The following is a 17,345-nucleotide window of genomic DNA, read 5'->3' on the forward strand; positions in this document are numbered from 1 at the left end:
AACGATTAAAATTTAACTTGTAAACCTAAACTAAAGGTTCTTGGAATTGGAACAGCTCCAAAATCGATATTTCTTAATATTGTCGACTGGCCGCCTGAGTTTAATTCTGGATCATATCCTTTATAATTGTCCCATGAAATCAGATTTCTTCCGCTTAACGTAACGGTTAAATCTCTTAAATACTTCACTTTTCCAATGTTGTAGCTCAGTGAAATTTCTCGAAGCTTAACAAAAGATCCGTCATCAATTCTCCATTCTTCTGTAGCATAAACCCCTGCAACATAACCCCTAGGCAGTTGACCTAATTGTTCCGCTTCGGCTACCTTTCCATTACCAACTCCTTGGCGGGTTCTCCAATCTGCATTCCAAACATCACCTCCTTGAACAGCATCTAACTGAACATGAAGATTAAATTTTTTGTAAGAGAAATCGTTCACGAAAGAAGCAGTATAATCTGGGTTTGGATCTCCTAAAACCTTCCTTAGCGTTGTTCCGGTTGGTAAACCATTTGCATCACGTTGCGGTGTAAATGTGGTTGCCGATGTTTGGATGCCCCGCTCCAATAATGGAATTCCAGCAGCATTTGTTAGCAAACTACCATCCGCTTTGCGGGCAAAAAATGTTCCGTAAAAAACACCAATTGCCTCTCCATTAATGATGGCCACGGGAGCGCCTGGGTTAGTGCTAAACAATCTTAAACCGCCAACATCCAAGGCTTTATTTCTATTTCTGTTGAACACGATTGATGTGTTCCAGCTAAAGTCTTTCGCTTTTAGAGGAGTTCCATTCAAAACCAATTCAATACCTTTATTTCTTAATGAGCCAATATTATCTAAAAAGCTCGAGAAACCGATGGTTGGAGCAGTAACACTTGCTATTAGCAAATCGCTAACTTTTTTATTATACCAGTTAAACTGAAGTCCTAACCTGTTTTTGAAAAACGACATGTCGGTACCTAATTCGAGTTCGCGTTGACGTTCTGGTTTCACATTTTCATTTGCCAATTGCGCACTTGAGAATAGCGACGCTCGCCCTAAAAATGATTGTGTAGAATAAGCATTGATTCGATCGTAAGCGCCAATTCCAGTTAAGTTTCCAGATTCGCCATAAGCAGCTCTGATTTTAAAAGTATCCCACCACGATGAAACGCCTAGATCTTTCCAATAGTCAGCTGATGACAAAACATAACTGGCATTTCCTTTAAAATAAGTCTGTGTTCTATTTTCGGCTCCAAATACAGTAGATTGATCTACCCTTACTGCGCCCGTTAAGAAGAAATGATCTTTATATTTAAATGTTTGTTGCAGGTAACCACCAGTTACAGAAAGTTGCGTCCGGCCATCAACACTTGGCAACTGGGTAGCAGCGGCATTTACGGTTTCGATTAAAGGGGCTAAGCCGCGACCATTAAGTAATTGATAACGGGTTTGTTCATACTGAAATGAGTAGCCTAATTGTGTTGTAGAAGTTATCAGATCAGATATTTTGGCCTGATAATTTGCATTGATTTCATTATTAAACTGAAAAGCAGCGTTACTTGCAGAACTGGCGTATCCGTTTAAAGTACCATCCAGTCCGGCGCCACCACCAAAGAAATCTGGATTAACATTATAAGCAAATGGGGGAATATAAGTTGACCCATTTGCACCAGAATTATCAGCTCCAATTAAGAAGTTTAATGTTAAATTTTTAACCGGATTCAATTTTAGATTTGCACTAGCAATAATTCTATTCGTTTGCTGCCGTTGTTTAATATCCTCTATCACTGATACGGGATTAACCCTTCCCCGTTCTCCAACAGCCAATAAGTTTCCGTTTGCATCTCTGGCAAATATATCGTGGAAATTACCAATAATAGTAACCGAATTCATTGGAGAAAAGAAGGAGTTTCCATCTGGTTTTTCGTTTGCTGCACTGCGGATGTAGTTCATACCCACGCTCAACGAAGCCCAATCTGTTATTCTCTGATCTACATTTGCCCTTAAATTGTAACGGGTAAAATCGGTATTTTTAATAATTCCCTGGTTAGTAAAATAGCTGGCAGAGGTATAAAATTTTGTGTTGTCATTACCACCACTTATCGAAACCGTATTATCAGTTCCGTAACCGGTTTGGAAAATATAATCCTGATAATTATACCTGTTAACTGCAGTAGTATTGGTAAGCAATGCGGCTGTGGTAGCAGGAGGAGTAATCACCGTTTGAATAACATCTTGCGTAAACGAGTTTACCGAACCACCAAATTTAGTTGGCGATTGATTTACTTCTACTTGTTTTCTCAACTCGCTAATGGTCAAACTGGTATTAAAGCTTACCTGAGTTTTCCCGCTTGCCCCTTTTTTGGTAAAAATTTGAATTACACCAGAGTTTGCACGAGATCCATAAATAGCCGCAGCTGCAGCACCATTTAAAACCTCAATGCGATCAATGTCGGCCGGATTAATATCAACCATTCTATTCTGGCCAATACTTCCTACAAAATTACCACCATCATAATTTGCTGACGTATTGGTAACCCGAGTGGTAGAATTATTTACAATTACTCCATCAATAATATATAAGGGTTCAGAGGATGAATTTACTGAACTTATTCCTCTTAGGCGCACTGACATGCCACCTGCTGGGTCACCAGAATTCTGGCTAATTTGGGCACCTGCAGTTTTTCCCTGAAGAGAAGAAAGTACATTTCCGCTTGGTGCTTTATTTAAATCATCGCCCTTAACCGTACTTACATAACTTCCAAGTTCCTTCCGAGTAGTACCAGCTGATGTTCCTGTTACAATTACCTCATCCAACCCAACTGCATCAGCACTTAAGGTGGCATTTACCTGAACCTGATCGCCCGTGGCTAAGCTTACCGGTTGGATTTTACTTTTGTAGCCCACGAACGAAAATTGAATTTGGGCAGTTCCTGCAGCTAAATCAACAGAAAATGAATAGCCTCCGTTGGCGTTGGTACTTGTTGCTAAATTTGTGTTTAAGATTTTAACAACAACACCCGGAATCGGGTCATTGTTGGCGGCATCGGTAACTTTACCACTGATGGTATAGCGTTTCGTTTGTGCCTGTGCCATTTCTGTAAATAAAAGCAGCAGCAATGGGATCATCAAAATTGCAAAAAATCTTGTTGACCATTTTAGGTAACTTTTTTCCATAAATATTGGTTTTGTAGTGAAGATTAGGGTTTGAGCAAATGTAACGAAATTGTTGAAAATGCAAATTTTTCTTGGAGGCAAAAAAGTTTATTCCGGCAAACTTATTTTCCCCATGCAAACAGAAGGAACACCTTTTCTATCGCCGAAATTTAGGGGCGAACCACATACCGTTTCATTGGCTAAGACAGCAAATAAAACAGCTTCCTTTGCATCAGGATTAATGTTTAAGTCATCGGTCGTGAAGAAATTACAATGAAGAAGCTTTCCTTTTAATAATTCTACTAAAAGTGGATTATGCATCCCTCCGCCGCTCATAAAAATTTGTGCATTGGGTTCCTTGCCAAAGCATCGTTTCACCGCATTCGAAATGTTTTCTGCCGAGAAATGGCATAATGTGGCCATCACATCTTCAGTTGCGATATCCAATGTTGAAGATCGATTCTGCGCAGCCTGTAAGTAATCCAGATTAAACAATTCAGGCCCTGTAGTTTTAGGAAAATCCAACTCAAAAAAATCGCATTTCAATAATTCGCTTAACAGCGCTTCATTTAATTTACCAGATTTTGCAACAGCACCATTTTGATCGTAAAATTGATGGTAGTGGTGTTGCATAAATTGATCCATTAGGGTATTTCCCGGACCAACATCAGTCGAAAAAATTTCTGATGCATTTAGATTTCCAGGCAAATAAGTAAAGTTAGCGATGCCTCCAATATTAAGCATCACCCGATCTTCTCCCCTCTTCGAGAAAATTAAATAGTCGCCATAAACAGCTAATGGTGCACCTTCGCCGCCAGCGGCTAAATGTTTTTGCCGAAAATCGGATAAAGTGATAATGCCTGTTTTTACAGCAATGTGATCGCCATCTCCAATTTGTAGCGTTCCGTTTGGATAATCTACAAGTTGATGAAGAGATTTTGGCGCATGAAAAATGGTTTGCCCATGGCTGGCAATAAAATCAATCTGATCATTTGTATAACCCCATTCTTTCAAAGCCTGATTAATCAACTCAGCATGTGTATTGGCAATGTGTTCATTCATCAAACAAACCAATTCTAAATCCACTTGCTTTTTAGAAAAAATAGCTTTGATCTTTGCTCTGAAATCATCTGAATATTCCCCGGTTTTAAATTCAAGTATGTTAATATCCGTTTCGGCGCCACTTCCCTTTACCGCACATAAAGCAATATCCAAACCATCCATTGATGTCCCGCTCATTAACCCGATAATTAAGCGTTCGTCTTTTTGCGCCTTGTGATAAAGATTTTGAATTTGGATGTTCATGATAATTTTGATCAAACGTTTGTTTATAGCCTCAATCGAATTTTAAGGAAATACTTGCAATAAAAGTAAATAACCTTTGTTAGAAATTGGGCATAACTCTCTATATTTACTGCTCCGTACATTAAAAACCATAAATAAAATGGCTAGATTAAATCTACTGGAGGAGACACGTTTCGAGAAACTCCCTGTGAGCGTGTTCGAAAATCCAAAAATTGCTTCCGTTAATGTGGCGCACAGAATTGCCAACCTCATTAAATCAAAACAAGCAAATAACGCACCTGCAGTACTGGGCTTAGCAACAGGTGTTACCCCAATTGCAGTTTATGCCGAACTGGTTAGACTGCACAAGGAAGAGGGCTTAAGTTTTAAAAACGTAATTACTTTCAATTTGGATGAATACTATCCAATGCAGCCTAACGCCGCACAGAGTTACGTTACTTTTATGAACGAAAATCTTTTCGATCATATCGACATTGATAAAAACAATGTTCACATCCCTGATGGAACGCTTCCCTTGGAAGATATTCCTGCATTCTGTTTAGATTACGAGAAAAAAATCGGAGATCTTGGTGGCCTCGATATCCAGATCTTGGGTATTGGTCGTACGGGTCACATCGGTTTTAATGAACCTGGTTCGGCACCAAATTCCGGAACACGCTTGGTTACTCTTGATGATTTAACCCGCCGTGATGCAGCCAGGGATTTCGGTGGAAAAACCTTTGTACCAACCAAAGCCATCACCATGGGGATTGGTACTATTTTTAAAGCCAGAGAAATTATTTTGATGGCCTGGAGCCGCAAAAAAGCTTCGATTATTAAAAAAGCGGTTGAAGGTGAAATTTCTGGCGATGTTCCGGCTACTTATCTTCAACTTTCAGAGCATGTTGAATTTATTTTAGACACTCCGGCGGCAGCAGAACTGACCCGTTTTGACACCCCATGGTTAGTTAAAGATTGCGTTTGGACAGAAGACTTGATTCGTAAAGCAGTAATTTGGCTAGCCAATACATTGAAGAAACCAGTTTTAAAATTAACTGAAGACGATTATAACAACAATGGTATGGCACAACTGGCGACTGAAAAAGGACCGGTTTACAATATCAACATCCATATTTTTAACAAATTACAACATACCATTACTGGCTGGCCAGGTGGAAAACCAAATGCTGATGATTCTCAACGGCCAGAACGGGCAGAACCAGCTAAAAAACGGGTAATTATCTTTTCACCGCATCCGGATGATGACGTGATTTCAATGGGTGGAACCTTTATTCGTTTGGTGGATCAGAAGCACGATGTTCATGTGGCTTACCAAACCTCTGGCAATACTGCAGTTTGGGACGATGATGCCCTTCGTTTTGTAGAATTTAATGTAGATTTTACAGAAAAGATGGGGATGGACAATTCGCACTTGAAGGAATTGTACAATAAAATGAGAACCTTTATTGATCAGAAGAAACCCAACCAGGTTGATACCCCAGAAATACAAACGGTTAAAGGTTTGATCAGAAAGGGTGAAGCGATTGCCGGTGCCCGTTATTGTGGTTTGGAAGATGACCATATCCATTTTCAGGCGCTACCGTTTTACGAAAGTGGGAAAAACCAAAAAAATCCGGTTACCGATGCTGATATCGACTTAACAATTGATCTCTTGCAGCAAGTAAAACCACAACAGGTTTTTGCAGCCGGAGATTTTGAAGATCCGCATGGAACACATATTGTATGTTTTAATATTATTTTAGCTGCATTAACACGTCTTCGCAAAACAGAAGCCTGGGCGCAAGATTGCTGGTTATGGATGTATAGGGGTGCATGGCATGAATTTGAAACCCACGAAATTGAAATGGCTGTACCTATTTCTCCCCAAGAATTGGAGCGCAAAAGAAACGCAATATTTAAACACCAAAGTCAGAAAGACAAAGCTGTTTTTCCTGGCGATGATGCAAGAGAATTTTGGCAACGTGCTGAAGACAGAAACCGTGAAACTGCAAAAGCTTATGATGAATTAGGTTTGGCAGAATACGAAGCGATGGAAGCTTTTGTAAGGTGGAAGTTTGTTGACTAGCAAAATTTTTAAAATACAAATCCTCACTTTAAAAAGTGGGGATTTTTTGTTTACGAACGTCTTGATTATCAAGATCCGAAGCATCGCCACTCTCGAAGAGGTTTCCTGGCTAATCTACGTCTTTATCAGTTGATTGCCGTTCAACAACGGTTGGATTAAGTACAATGTGTTCAATATTATTGTAAGGATTGGGCTGACTCACCATCTTCAAAAACATCTTGGCACATTCTTTTCCTATTTTCGCTGGATGCTGATCGATGGTGGATAAATTCGGGGTGATGTAAGCTGAAAAAGCTTCATTGGCAAATCCAATCACTCCAATTTCAGGCGGTGTTTTATCAATTTCCTTAAGTTTTTTAATAACCCCAAGAGCCGTAAAGTCGTCTCCGGCAACAATTGCATCAGGCTTATTCTTGCTACGCATCAACTTGCCAGCGCCAAACCTTCCATCTTTGATTGATAAACCACCAAAAATTATATGTTCATCCAGAACGGGCAAACCATTATCGCTTAAAGCAGCTTTATAACCTTTCAACCGATCATCAAAAATTTTAATTTGATGCACGGTAGTTACAAAAGCTATCTTTTTATAGCCATGATCAATCAAATGTTGCGTGGCCATATACCCCGCTCGAAAATCATCAAGGGTAATGGTTGGCACCACTAAATCCTCGTGAACCCGATCGAAAAGAATCAGCGGCTTGTTTTGTTTAACAATTTCTGCGAAATGAGAAACATCCTGTGTTTCAAGCGACATGGAAGCCATAATGCCATCTACCTGTGCTTCCAACAACGTCCTCACACCATTAATTTCATTCTCAACCGATTCATTTGATTGATAAATGATGACTCGATAGCCGCTATCCTTCAACCCATCTTCGATACAATGAATAATAGAAGCGAAGAAATGGGCCTGGACACTTGGAACGATTACGCCGATAATGTAGGTCTTACCCGACTTAAGTGCAGAGGCTAATTTATTTGGACTGTAATTTAGTTTTTTAGCGGTTTCTACAACAGCTTTTTTAGTGGCATCACTTATTGCGGGGAAACCACTCAATGCTCTCGAAACGGTAGAAACTGTAATATTGAGCGCTTTCGCAATATCGTATATGGTCGTCTTCTTCTTCAATTTTGGTTAGCTAATTTTAACAACCGCAAATTGGATGAATCAGTTCAATCGATTGTTCTGCCAATTTAGTCATTATACCTTAATGATTATATTCTTTTTATACATGATGTAAAGCAGCACGTAAAAGCCAAGTACATAGCTTATCGCCCATACTAAGGATGCGTTAATGGGCGAAAAGTAGGGCGTATAGAAAGTGGTATAAAATTTTTCAAGCAAGGCCGTTTTTGACCCATCAGCATTTGTTATTTTAATCAAGTTTAGGACCCTCGGCATCAATCCTGCCAGGAAGAAAACGGTGATTGCATTTACGCCATATACTACAAAAGGTGTGGTAATTCTCTTGTAGCCTTGAACATCGATGAGCCAATAACATAGCGCAAGACCGATGGAAGCTAAGCCTCCTGCGTACAAAACATAAGAACTTGTCCACAATGCTTTGTTTATTGGAAACTGAAGATCCCATAACAGGCCCAATATCAACGCCCCAACTCCTGCAGTAAACAGCCAAGCTACTTTTGTTGGGCTATCGAGGTCTTTTCTCCTCATCCAAATACCAACCAATACCCCAAATAAACAAGTTCCCACAGCTGGTAAGGTACTCAACACACCTTCGGGATCCCAGGTTTTAGCAGACGCCCAGGTATGTGCTTCAGTGAGGATGCCTCTATCAATCCAGGCGGCCAAATTGGTTTCCTTTTCCATATTTGGGTAGCCGATACCTGGAACAGGAACAAACGTCATCAAAGCCCAATAGATGGCCAGAATCAAGATGAAAATTTTGAAGATCGTTTTATTTGAGAATTTAAGGAAGATAATACTGCTAATGATGAATACAATTCCGATGCGCTGCAGAACACCTAATAATCTAACGGTTTGAAAGGCTTCGATTAAACTTTTGCCATCGATAACTACCGCCATCAATTTTCCGAAAATAGCCAGAAAAAAACCCAGAAAGTACAAAATCACTCCCCGCTTAATGGCTTTGACAATAGTTTTCCCATGAGTTGATGGATTGGCCTTGCTGCTGCTCATTGCAAAGGCTATTGAAACACCCACAATCCAGAGGAAAAATGGAAAAATTAAATCTGTAGGTGTACAGCCATTCCATTCTGCATGCTCTAAAGGCGCATAAATATGCCCCCAGCTACCTGGGTTGTTAACCAAGATCATGGCTGCTACGGTTAATCCTCTAAAAAAATCAAGAGATAGCAAGCGTTGTTTCGGTTCAGTCATGATTTAAGCTTTGGTTTAGGCAAACTAAATTAAGGCTTTGTTTTTGGATAGAGAAATAATTGACTGATGAAGTTTAGCCGGCCGCTGATAACTAGTAAAACTGCCCGAGTTTCGATAACGATTAAGAGCACAGCTTTAACTTTGAAACCTGGCTTATTCTTTAGCGTCTGTACTTTGCAAATTATTAGTTAATAAGGTCAATTTTCCCATAGCTCGCTCGTGCCGAATACTTATGCGTTAATTTCCTAAGCTTATCGTTTCCTGAATATCATTTTTCTAGAAGTTGTTGAATCTGACTAGAAATCTATGCCTGGTTTATACTCTATAAAAAATATTTATAGTGATACAGAAGACATTAATTCCAGAAGATTGCTAACTATTTTATTCCTTAGCTATTGGAATTTCTACACCTATTGGTCCGCTTGGTTCGCTCTCGTTTTTCAATCGGTCAAGTGCCGTAACCAAATAACTGTACCTTTTACCCGCTTCGGCAGAAGTATCAATAAATGTAAGATAATCTTCAAAGCTAACTTTGAGAATATTTTTTGGGTCGAGCACTCCTATTTTCTCTCCTTCTGCGAAGCGATAAATCACAAATCCAGAGGCCGTTTCTCCATCCTTTGCCTTTAATGGGTTTTGCCATTTTAAATGTACGCCATCCTTCATGGCATCGGCCGTTAATGATTGTGGCTCATTTGGAGGGGTTTCATCCAACCAAGGCATTTGCGGCGGTAAGGCCGGATACTTATAAAAATCATTTTTTAAAGAGTCACCTACCGATCGTGCCACTGTACTCAATGATTTTGAGCTGAAAAACACGCTTCCCTGGATGCGGTTATGCTCCCTGATATATCGTATCTGCCGGGGTATTTCCGTTAAATTTTTCCACGCAGCTTCGGCTCTGGAATTTACCAAATACGCCCCCTGACCAATGTAAACATGCCTGCCATAACTATTATTGCTCCACCAATCGAGCAAGGTACCGAACGGAGCAACTCGCCTGGTAAAAGTAAAATAGATTTGAGGATTGATATAATCTACCCATCCTTCTTTAACCCATTTTCTACTATCAGCAAAAAGCTCTGCATAATTGGATAAACCACTGGTTGCCGAGCCTTCCGGATCTTCATATTTATTACGCCAAATACCGAAAGGACTGACGCCAAATTTTACCCACTTTTTGTAATGGTGAATACTATCATCTAATTGTTTAATGAGTTGATCTACGTTATTTCTACGCCAATCTCTAACATCAGTAAAATTGTTTGGATACTTGCTAAAGGTTGCAGCGTCATTAATCGTTTGCCCCTCAATCTTGTAAGGATAGAAATAGTCATCAAAATGGATTCCATCAACATCGTATCCTTTGACAACATCTAATATTACCTGCACAATATATTCTCTAACCTCCGGAATGCCCGGATCAAATTGTTTTTTGCCTCCATAGGTAAAAAACCAATCTGGATGTTTCCTAAATGCGTGATCTTCATGAAAAACAGTACTGCTGCTCATGCTTGCACGATAAGGATTAAACCACGCATGTAATTCCATACCCCGAAAATGCGCTTCTTTGATAGCGAAGGCCAACGGATCGTAACCAGGTGCAGGCGCTAAACCTTGCTTACCCATTAACCATTGGCTCCAAGGCTCACGAGATTTAGCATAAAATGCATCTCCAGCGGGCCTCACCTGCAAAATGATGGCATTCATGCCTTGAGTTTTATGTCTTTCCAGAATACCAATCAGCTCTTGCTTTTGCTGATCAATGGTTAATCCGGGACGAGAAGGCCAATCGATATTGGTTACAGTAGCTACCCAAACCCCTCTAAACTCTCTTTTTGGTGCAATTTTTGTTAAAGGTTGAGCATTTAATATATAAGGTAATACGGTTAAAGATAAAAGTGCGTATAGAAAGTTTTTAAGCATTATTCTTGTCTTGTTTTTGATTCGGGATGCGTACTTGTGTTAATTTGAATACAAACGAACATTAGCAATTAAACGATTTTTTTTAAAATCTCTTATAATTTTTATTAAAAATTATAATTTGCGCCCTGCTAAAATTAATTGTGTACTCCATTTACCTATGGAACAACAAAAGTATATTAATTTAAGAAGATACAGCATTATTAAAAATGGAACCACAAAAGATTAATAAAGGCGATAGAAACAAAATTTACTTCCTCGTTATAGTTATAGCTGCACTTATTGGAACAAATGCTTACCTGTTTTTTAAAGATCGACAGCAGAGCGAACGATTTGTTACGGTGAGTACCGAGAAGGATAAGTTGAGATTAGAAGTAGAAAAAATCGAGGTTGAGCTTGATAAGGTGGAGGCGCTAAATCTGGATTTAAATGAAAAACTAGTTGAAGAACAAAAGTTAGCTAGAGAAAAAATTGCAGAGCTAAAGGTGGCCTTAGAGAAAGGAGAAATTACTCAAGGCGAATTAGATAAAGCAAATAGCCAAATTAACGAGCTAAAAACTTTTGTAAAAAACTATAACGACCAGGTTATCCAGCTTCAAAAAGACAATATTTTTCTCAAAAACAGCCGTGATAGTTTAGAGAATACGCTCAAAAACATGAGCAACAAAGCTTCGGGTTTAGAAAGTGAAAACGCTAACCTTAATGCAAAAGTTAAAACCGCAGCGGCATTAAAACTTCAAAGTGCTGATATTGTAGCTTTCAGAACAAAATCAAGCGGCAAAAAAGTTGAGGTTACCAAATCATCAACTGCCGAAAAACTAAGCGTTCGCTTTAATATTATTGCCAACGAATTGGCAGAAAAAGGTCACCACAATATCTATTTAAGAGTTTTCGACCCAGCGGGAAATTTACTTGCCGACGAAGGCAATAGGTTTGAAGCCGATGGACAAGAAATGCAATTCAGTCACTCTATCTACATTAATTATAATAATGATGATAGCACTTATGTGATAGATTGGGCCAATCCAAAACCTTTTATCAAAGGAATTTACACCGTTATTTTATATGCTGATGGCAATACGATGGGTAAAGCTCAGGTAGATCTCCGTTAATATCCCTACAGTCTAAGCCAGAGGAAACGCTAAATAAAATGTGGTTCCTACATTAATCACAGAGGTAAAACTAATTGTTCCGCCTGCATTTTCTACCGCTTGCTTTACAAACGCCAAGCCTAAGCCAGTTCCAGAGGTTTTGGTAGTAAAGTTAGGGACAAAGATCTTGTCATGTAACACCGCCGGAATTCCTTTTCCGTTATCCTTAATTTCAATATAGGCGTATTCATCATCATGGTAAAGCACAGCAGTAATGCAACAGTGAGATTCATCATCAATAGCCTCAATTGCATTTTTGAAAAGATTATTAAACGTTCTTAATAATTGATCATGATCTGCCAGAATCCGGATACTATTTTCCGATTTATTAAGCACATTTATTTCTACATTATCGCTGTTTTTATATACCTGACGAGCCTGTTCTATTACCGGCATCACATCCAATTTCTCTAAATTGGTATCGGGCATTTTAGCAAAATTCGAAAACTCTGATGCAATTTTAGATAGGCTATCGATTTGCTCAATGAAAGATTTGCTGAATTTATTAAACTTATGCTCAAAATTCGGATCATTCTCCTTCCATGATTTTTCGAGCAATTGAACACCCAGTTTTAAAGGCGTAAGTGGGTTTTTAATTTCATGGGCTACCTGTTTGGCCATTTCCCTCCAGGCACTTTCCCGTTCCGATCGTGCCAACTTAGCTGCACTGGCCTCAAGTGCGGCAATCATTCCATTATATTCCTTTATTAAAGAGCCGATCTCATCGTGCCTACGCCAAACAATGGGTTCATTGCGCTGCCCAATCCGCGTTCTACTAATACTCTCTTGAATAAAAGTTAGCGGACTGGTAATCTGGTTAGCTAAAAACACTGCTAAAACTCCAACCGCCACAAAAACCAAAGCATAGATGTTGATAAGATTACTTACAAACAGCGCTATTTTGTCTGAGTACTCCTCTTCGTTTGAATAATTTGGCAAACCGATATAAGCAATTGTTTTGTTCTGTGCATTTCTAATCGGTGCGTAGGCTGCTGCATAAGTTAAATCGCCAATTTTTTCATCGGGATTAATATATTCAGATCGTTTTAATTTATCCAGGTAGGTATAAGCCATAGGCCCCATCTTTCGACCTATCACTTTCGAGTTATAAAGTTTAGGGTAAGTGGTCATCAGCAGGTTTCCTTGCGTACTGTATAAATTAAGATCCACATTGTTTACATCAGCAAAATTTACAAAATCAGCAACTGCATCTTCATCTTCCACAATCCCTTTGCTAAAAACCTGTTTCTCGTAATTCTGCTGTACCTTTCTAATTTTATCTTTTATGGAAATGGTTTGTTGCCCACGGTATTCATTATTCATATAATAATAGGTTACCCAGCCCACAATTAATAAAGTAGCCACAACCGATAGCACAATAGAAACCTGAATGCGTGTTTTGTAAAGAATTTTATTGGCATTAATCATTAACGATCTATTGATGCTGAACCAGCCCACACGTTCATCATCCAGATTTTTAATTAACCAGATTAAGCCATATAATACCAACGAGAAAATGATAAACACCAAAAAGAAAAAGGATAACGCTGCCAATCGCTCTACATAGCCCACCTTTTGCTTACTTATTACCACCATTTTGCTTTCAGTGGGCTTATAAATTAAATGGCTATAATTTAAATCATTATCATTGCTGGTAATAAAATCATCCTTTTTGCCATTAAAAATTTTACCGTCCAGTGGGTAAGTATAACTTCCGGATTGATTTAATAAGCGGTTATTACTGTATAACGCGATGGAGTATCCCTTAAAGTCTTCGTCTCTGATCAGTTTTTGATCCCCGAGTAAATCGGGTAATCTATTATTGTAATTGTATGGTTTTGAGCGGAGTTCGATAACCAAAGTACCCAATAAACTCCCCTTGTTTACTATCGATATGATGCCGAAGTAATCCTGATAGCCGAAAGTGTTATTCACCTGATAGAAATAATTCGAACCATCAATTTTAACTGAGCCAGATTCTACCAGTCCTTTATACTTCCTAAAAGGCTGCCCATTCGGATTGCTGATATCTATTCCGCCTTTATCGTAAGGATAAATCTGATAATCGTAGCGGCTTAAATAACCATCCAGATAATTTTTTAGGTGGTTTTTCAATACAGCATAGTTAGACTTTCCGCTTTCAGCAAAATATCTAACCAAAAATTGATCATTTAGTAATTGTCCTTCCAGACCGCCTAAAGCTACAATCGCATTTGGATCTTCTGATGACTGTACCTTCCGGGCAAGCGGCTCGCGAAGGCTGCGCTCCGTAATATCTTTGTATTTGATGTATTTAATAGAACTATTAAAGGCAAGGCAAAAAAATACTATGGCGAATAAGCCGATAGAAAACTTTGCCTTTTCGACATAAATACTTCTACAAACAATTAAAAGGATAAGTGCAAAAACAATAAAAAAAGCAGTAAAATCTGTAGATAATTTATAAATGAAAACAATTGCAAAACCTGTTAAAAAGATGATTAATCTTTCCTTATTACTTACGTTTAATTGCTTGCTAACGGTTGCAGAAATGGTAGTGATTAAGTAAATCTGAAACCAAACCAGGCATAGGATTACAATACTTACCCAGCTAGAACCACTTAGTTTTAGAATATTAATAATTTCAAAATTGATTTTTGAATTGTAAATCAATCCGAAAAAAACCTCATCGCTAAAATAAGCTATGGTGGCAATAAAAGCCAAAAACAGAATGTGAATAACAATGCCTAAAATTTTGCTTTTCCTGATCCATTCGGCGAATTTATATTGCTCTTTGTGGTTGTACATAAAGAGCAGTAACCAGGTAAGCGTAATTACATTCAATAAAAAATCGCCCAATGATGGCATGAGGAAACTTTCGGAATAGATCCTTGGATCGAATAGATCGAGTGGAAACCGATGGTTAAACCATCCATAATACAAATCGGAAAGCCTAAACGTTAAAAAGAATACCATCAGTAACAAGGTACCCCAAACAATATGGCCTCTTCTTGCAATTAATGAACTTAATGAATTGAAAAACATGCAGATGCTTATCAATCCTGCCACGAAAAGCCATAACTGGGTAACAGAATAATAATCTTCTATATAGCCCGGTTTTACCTTTAGGCCGAACAAAAACTTATTGTCGATACTTTTGATACTGTAAACTTCTTTATCAGTAAACGATGCCAGTGTAAGTAATTTCGAATTAGATAACAGCGGATCTAAATCATTTTTAAAATACTGCGTTTCTTTAAATGGATATTGAGATTGTATCGCGATGAGGAAAACCAAACTAAATTTGCCCTTCGTACTCTTAATTACCTCGTACCATCCATTGGAAAAAAAAAGCACGGAGCTTCCTTCTTTTATCGTCCGTGGATCGATATCGGTAACGCGGTAGGTACTCCAGAATTTTAATTGATTGTTTTGAAAAGTGAGGAGGTTAATTCCTTTTATCTTTCGATAAGTATTTAAAAAATCTATAGCATCATTTGGATTTACATGGAGCTGTTTTGCTTTTGCTACCTCTGCTTTATTGGCTAAAAATGCAGCAACTTCCCTTTCCTTAACCAATAAGTTCTGTTGAACCTCATGAGCATCGCGTTCCAACAAATCACTTTTGGTAGTAAATCTGCTCAACGAAATAGATGTTGCAATGAGACAGCAACCTAAAACCAGCAGTAGAAATCTAATTTTTACACCAAAGCTCAATTTCATCGATTTTGATAAAGATATTAAATATTGACAAAAAACAACGCCATAAACGGTTTGTTTATGGCGCTGAAAATAATTTATAGGATAAGGGTTTTAAACAATAGCAGCACTACTGGTTTGTACCTCACGACTAACCTTTTTAACTAAACCTTGCAAAACATTACCTGGTCCAACTTCTACAAATTCAGTTGCACCATCGGCCAGCATATTCTCAACAGTTTGAGTCCAACGTACCGCACCCGTTAATTGTTTAATTAAATTTTCTTTTATCTGGGCTGGATCAGTATAAGGCTTGGCATCTACGTTTTGATAAACGGGGCATATTGGCGCCGAGATAGCTGTAGCCTCAATTGCTGCCTGCAATTCAATTTTTGCTGGCTCCATTAAAGGGGAGTGAAATGCACCACCTACATTTAACTTTAAGGCTCTTTTTGCACCCGCCTCTGTTAGTTTAGCACAGGCCAAATCAATTCCTTCAATACTACCAGAAATAACCAATTGGCCCGGGCAGTTATAATTTGCCGGAACTACTACTGCATCAACTTCAGCACAAATTCTTTCTACTACATCATCAGCTAGGCCTAAAATAGCCGCCATAGTAGAAGGTTGCGCTTCACAAGCTTTTTGCATCGCGTTTGCACGAGCGATAACTAATTTCAAGCCATCTTCAAAACTCAAAGCATTGGCAGCTACCAATGATGAAAATTCGCCTAAAGAGTGACCAGCAACCATATCAGGTTTGAAATCATCGCCTAAAACCTTTGCCAAAATAACCGAGTGTAAGAAAATTGCCGGCTGGGTTACATTGGTTTGTTTCAATTCCTCATCTGTTCCACCAAACATGATATCGCTGATGCGGAAACCAATAATTTCGTTTGCTTTTTCAAATAATGCTGCAGCCTGTGGGTTTTCATAAAGATCTTTACCCATGCCTACAAATTGTGCTCCTTGTCCAGGAAAAATATATGCTTTCATAATAATTCATTTGGTATTAAGCGCCTGGCGATTAGCGCATTTATAGCCCGCTTATCTTGATACCAGGTACTTTCTACTTGATACTTTCTAATCTAAACTTGCCGTAATTAATCTTAAAAATTCAGCCCTGGTTTTATCATTGCTTAAAAAACTACCGGTAAAAGCTGATGTGGTGGTTACAGAATTTTGTTTCTGTACGCCACGCATGGCCATGCAAAGATGTTTACATTCAATTACAACAGCAACACCTTTCGGGTTTAAAGTATTTTGAATGCAATCTCTAATTTCGTTTGTTAAACGCTCCTGCACTTGTAAACGGCGGGCAAAAGCATCAACCACTCTCGGGATTTTGCTTAACCCAACAATATGCCCGTTTGGAATGTAAGCAATGTGAGCTTTTCCAAAGAAAGGCAACATGTGGTGTTCGCACATTGAATATACTTCAATGTCTTTAACCACTACCATTTGGCTATAATCTTCTTCAAACATTGCCGATTTCAGAATTTCGTCGGGCTTTAAATCATAACCATGAGTTAAATACTGAAGTGCTTTAGCCACTCGCTCAGGCGTTTTTATCAAACCTTCACGCTCCGGGTTTTCACCTAGTTGACCAAGAATATCTTTGTAATGTGTAGCGACAGCTTCGATTTTCTCGTCGTTATAACGGTCTATTTTTACATAGCCATCAATCGATTCGTCTTTTAATACGTTTTTAGTGCTCATTAATT

Annotated in this window: 10 protein-coding genes; 2 read left to right on the forward strand and 8 right to left on the reverse strand. The window is 38.6% G+C overall.

From position 1 onward, the window contains the following. Positions 1–5: 5 nt before the first annotated feature. Together ACZZZC_RS01105 and ACZZZC_RS01110 are read right to left on the reverse strand one after the other, a co-directional pair. Complete coding sequence (locus ACZZZC_RS01105; RefSeq protein ID WP_463484448.1) at positions 6–3,155, reverse strand: SusC/RagA family TonB-linked outer membrane protein; 3,150 nt, start codon at positions 3,153–3,155, stop codon at positions 6–8. 87 nt (positions 3,156–3,242) lie between these two features. Beyond that, a complete protein-coding gene (locus tag ACZZZC_RS01110) occupies positions 3,243–4,439 on the reverse strand; it encodes an anhydro-N-acetylmuramic acid kinase (RefSeq protein WP_463484449.1) in 1,197 nt (398 codons plus the stop codon). A gap of 139 nt (positions 4,440–4,578) precedes the next feature. Between ACZZZC_RS01110 and nagB the strand changes: the two genes are divergently transcribed. After that, positions 4,579–6,504, forward strand: coding sequence for a glucosamine-6-phosphate deaminase (gene nagB, locus ACZZZC_RS01115; RefSeq protein ID WP_463484450.1), 1,926 nt, complete (start codon positions 4,579–4,581; stop codon positions 6,502–6,504). Positions 6,505–6,613: 109 nt separating this feature from the next. Here the strand turns inward: nagB and ACZZZC_RS01120 are convergent, their stop codons facing one another. From ACZZZC_RS01120 to ACZZZC_RS01130, 3 genes are all read right to left on the reverse strand, one after another. Then, positions 6,614–7,636 carry a LacI family DNA-binding transcriptional regulator gene (locus ACZZZC_RS01120; RefSeq protein ID WP_463486410.1) on the reverse strand — a complete coding sequence of 341 codons (1,023 nt, stop codon included), beginning with the start codon at positions 7,634–7,636 and terminating at the stop codon, positions 6,614–6,616. A gap of 72 nt (positions 7,637–7,708) precedes the next feature. Next, a complete protein-coding gene (locus ACZZZC_RS01125) occupies positions 7,709–8,869 on the reverse strand; it encodes an acyltransferase family protein (protein ID WP_463486411.1) in 1,161 nt (386 codons plus the stop codon). A 381-nt stretch (positions 8,870–9,250) separates the two neighbouring features. Continuing rightward, a complete protein-coding gene (locus ACZZZC_RS01130; RefSeq protein ID WP_463484453.1) occupies positions 9,251–10,795 on the reverse strand; it encodes a glycoside hydrolase family 10 protein in 1,545 nt (514 codons plus the stop codon). Between the two features lie 206 nt (positions 10,796–11,001). Between ACZZZC_RS01130 and ACZZZC_RS01135 the strand changes: the two genes are divergently transcribed. After that, positions 11,002–11,904, forward strand: a complete 903-nt coding sequence (locus ACZZZC_RS01135; protein WP_463484454.1) for a hypothetical protein — start codon at positions 11,002–11,004, stop codon at positions 11,902–11,904. A gap of 12 nt (positions 11,905–11,916) precedes the next feature. Here the strand turns inward: ACZZZC_RS01135 and ACZZZC_RS01140 are convergent, their stop codons facing one another. From ACZZZC_RS01140 to folE, 3 genes are all read right to left on the reverse strand, one after another. Beyond that, positions 11,917–15,645: a sensor histidine kinase gene (locus tag ACZZZC_RS01140; protein WP_463486412.1), complete on the reverse strand. Its 3,729-nt coding sequence runs from the start codon at positions 15,643–15,645 to the stop codon at positions 11,917–11,919. Positions 15,646–15,735: 90 nt separating this feature from the next. Further along, positions 15,736–16,617, reverse strand: coding sequence for an ACP S-malonyltransferase (gene fabD, locus ACZZZC_RS01145; protein WP_463486413.1), 882 nt, complete (start codon positions 16,615–16,617; stop codon positions 15,736–15,738). Positions 16,618–16,704: 87 nt separating this feature from the next. Continuing rightward, positions 16,705–17,340 carry a GTP cyclohydrolase I FolE gene (gene folE, locus ACZZZC_RS01150; protein ID WP_463484457.1) on the reverse strand — a complete coding sequence of 212 codons (636 nt, stop codon included), beginning with the start codon at positions 17,338–17,340 and terminating at the stop codon, positions 16,705–16,707. Positions 17,341–17,345 lie beyond the last annotated feature (5 nt).

This window comes from Pedobacter sp. AC212, from assembly GCF_979258625.1.

Excerpts from the sequence above, each read along its gene's own strand:
- ACZZZC_RS01105 (WP_463484448.1), bottom strand. The coding sequence starts at position 3,155 with ATGGAAAAAAGTTACCTAAAATGGTCAACAAGATTTTTTGCAATTTTG.
- ACZZZC_RS01110 (WP_463484449.1), bottom strand. The coding sequence starts at position 4,439 with ATGAACATCCAAATTCAAAATCTTTATCACAAGGCGCAAAAAGACGAA.
- nagB (WP_463484450.1), top strand. The coding sequence starts at position 4,579 with ATGGCTAGATTAAATCTACTGGAGGAGACACGTTTCGAGAAACTCCCT.
- ACZZZC_RS01125 (WP_463486411.1), bottom strand. The coding sequence starts at position 8,869 with ATGACTGAACCGAAACAACGCTTGCTATCTCTTGATTTTTTTAGAGGA.
- ACZZZC_RS01130 (WP_463484453.1), bottom strand. The coding sequence starts at position 10,795 with ATGCTTAAAAACTTTCTATACGCACTTTTATCTTTAACCGTATTACCT.
- ACZZZC_RS01135 (WP_463484454.1), top strand. The coding sequence starts at position 11,002 with ATGGAACCACAAAAGATTAATAAAGGCGATAGAAACAAAATTTACTTC.
- ACZZZC_RS01140 (WP_463486412.1), bottom strand. The coding sequence starts at position 15,645 with ATGAAATTGAGCTTTGGTGTAAAAATTAGATTTCTACTGCTGGTTTTA.
- fabD (WP_463486413.1), bottom strand. The coding sequence starts at position 16,617 with ATGAAAGCATATATTTTTCCTGGACAAGGAGCACAATTTGTAGGCATG.
- folE (WP_463484457.1), bottom strand. The coding sequence starts at position 17,340 with ATGAGCACTAAAAACGTATTAAAAGACGAATCGATTGATGGCTATGTA.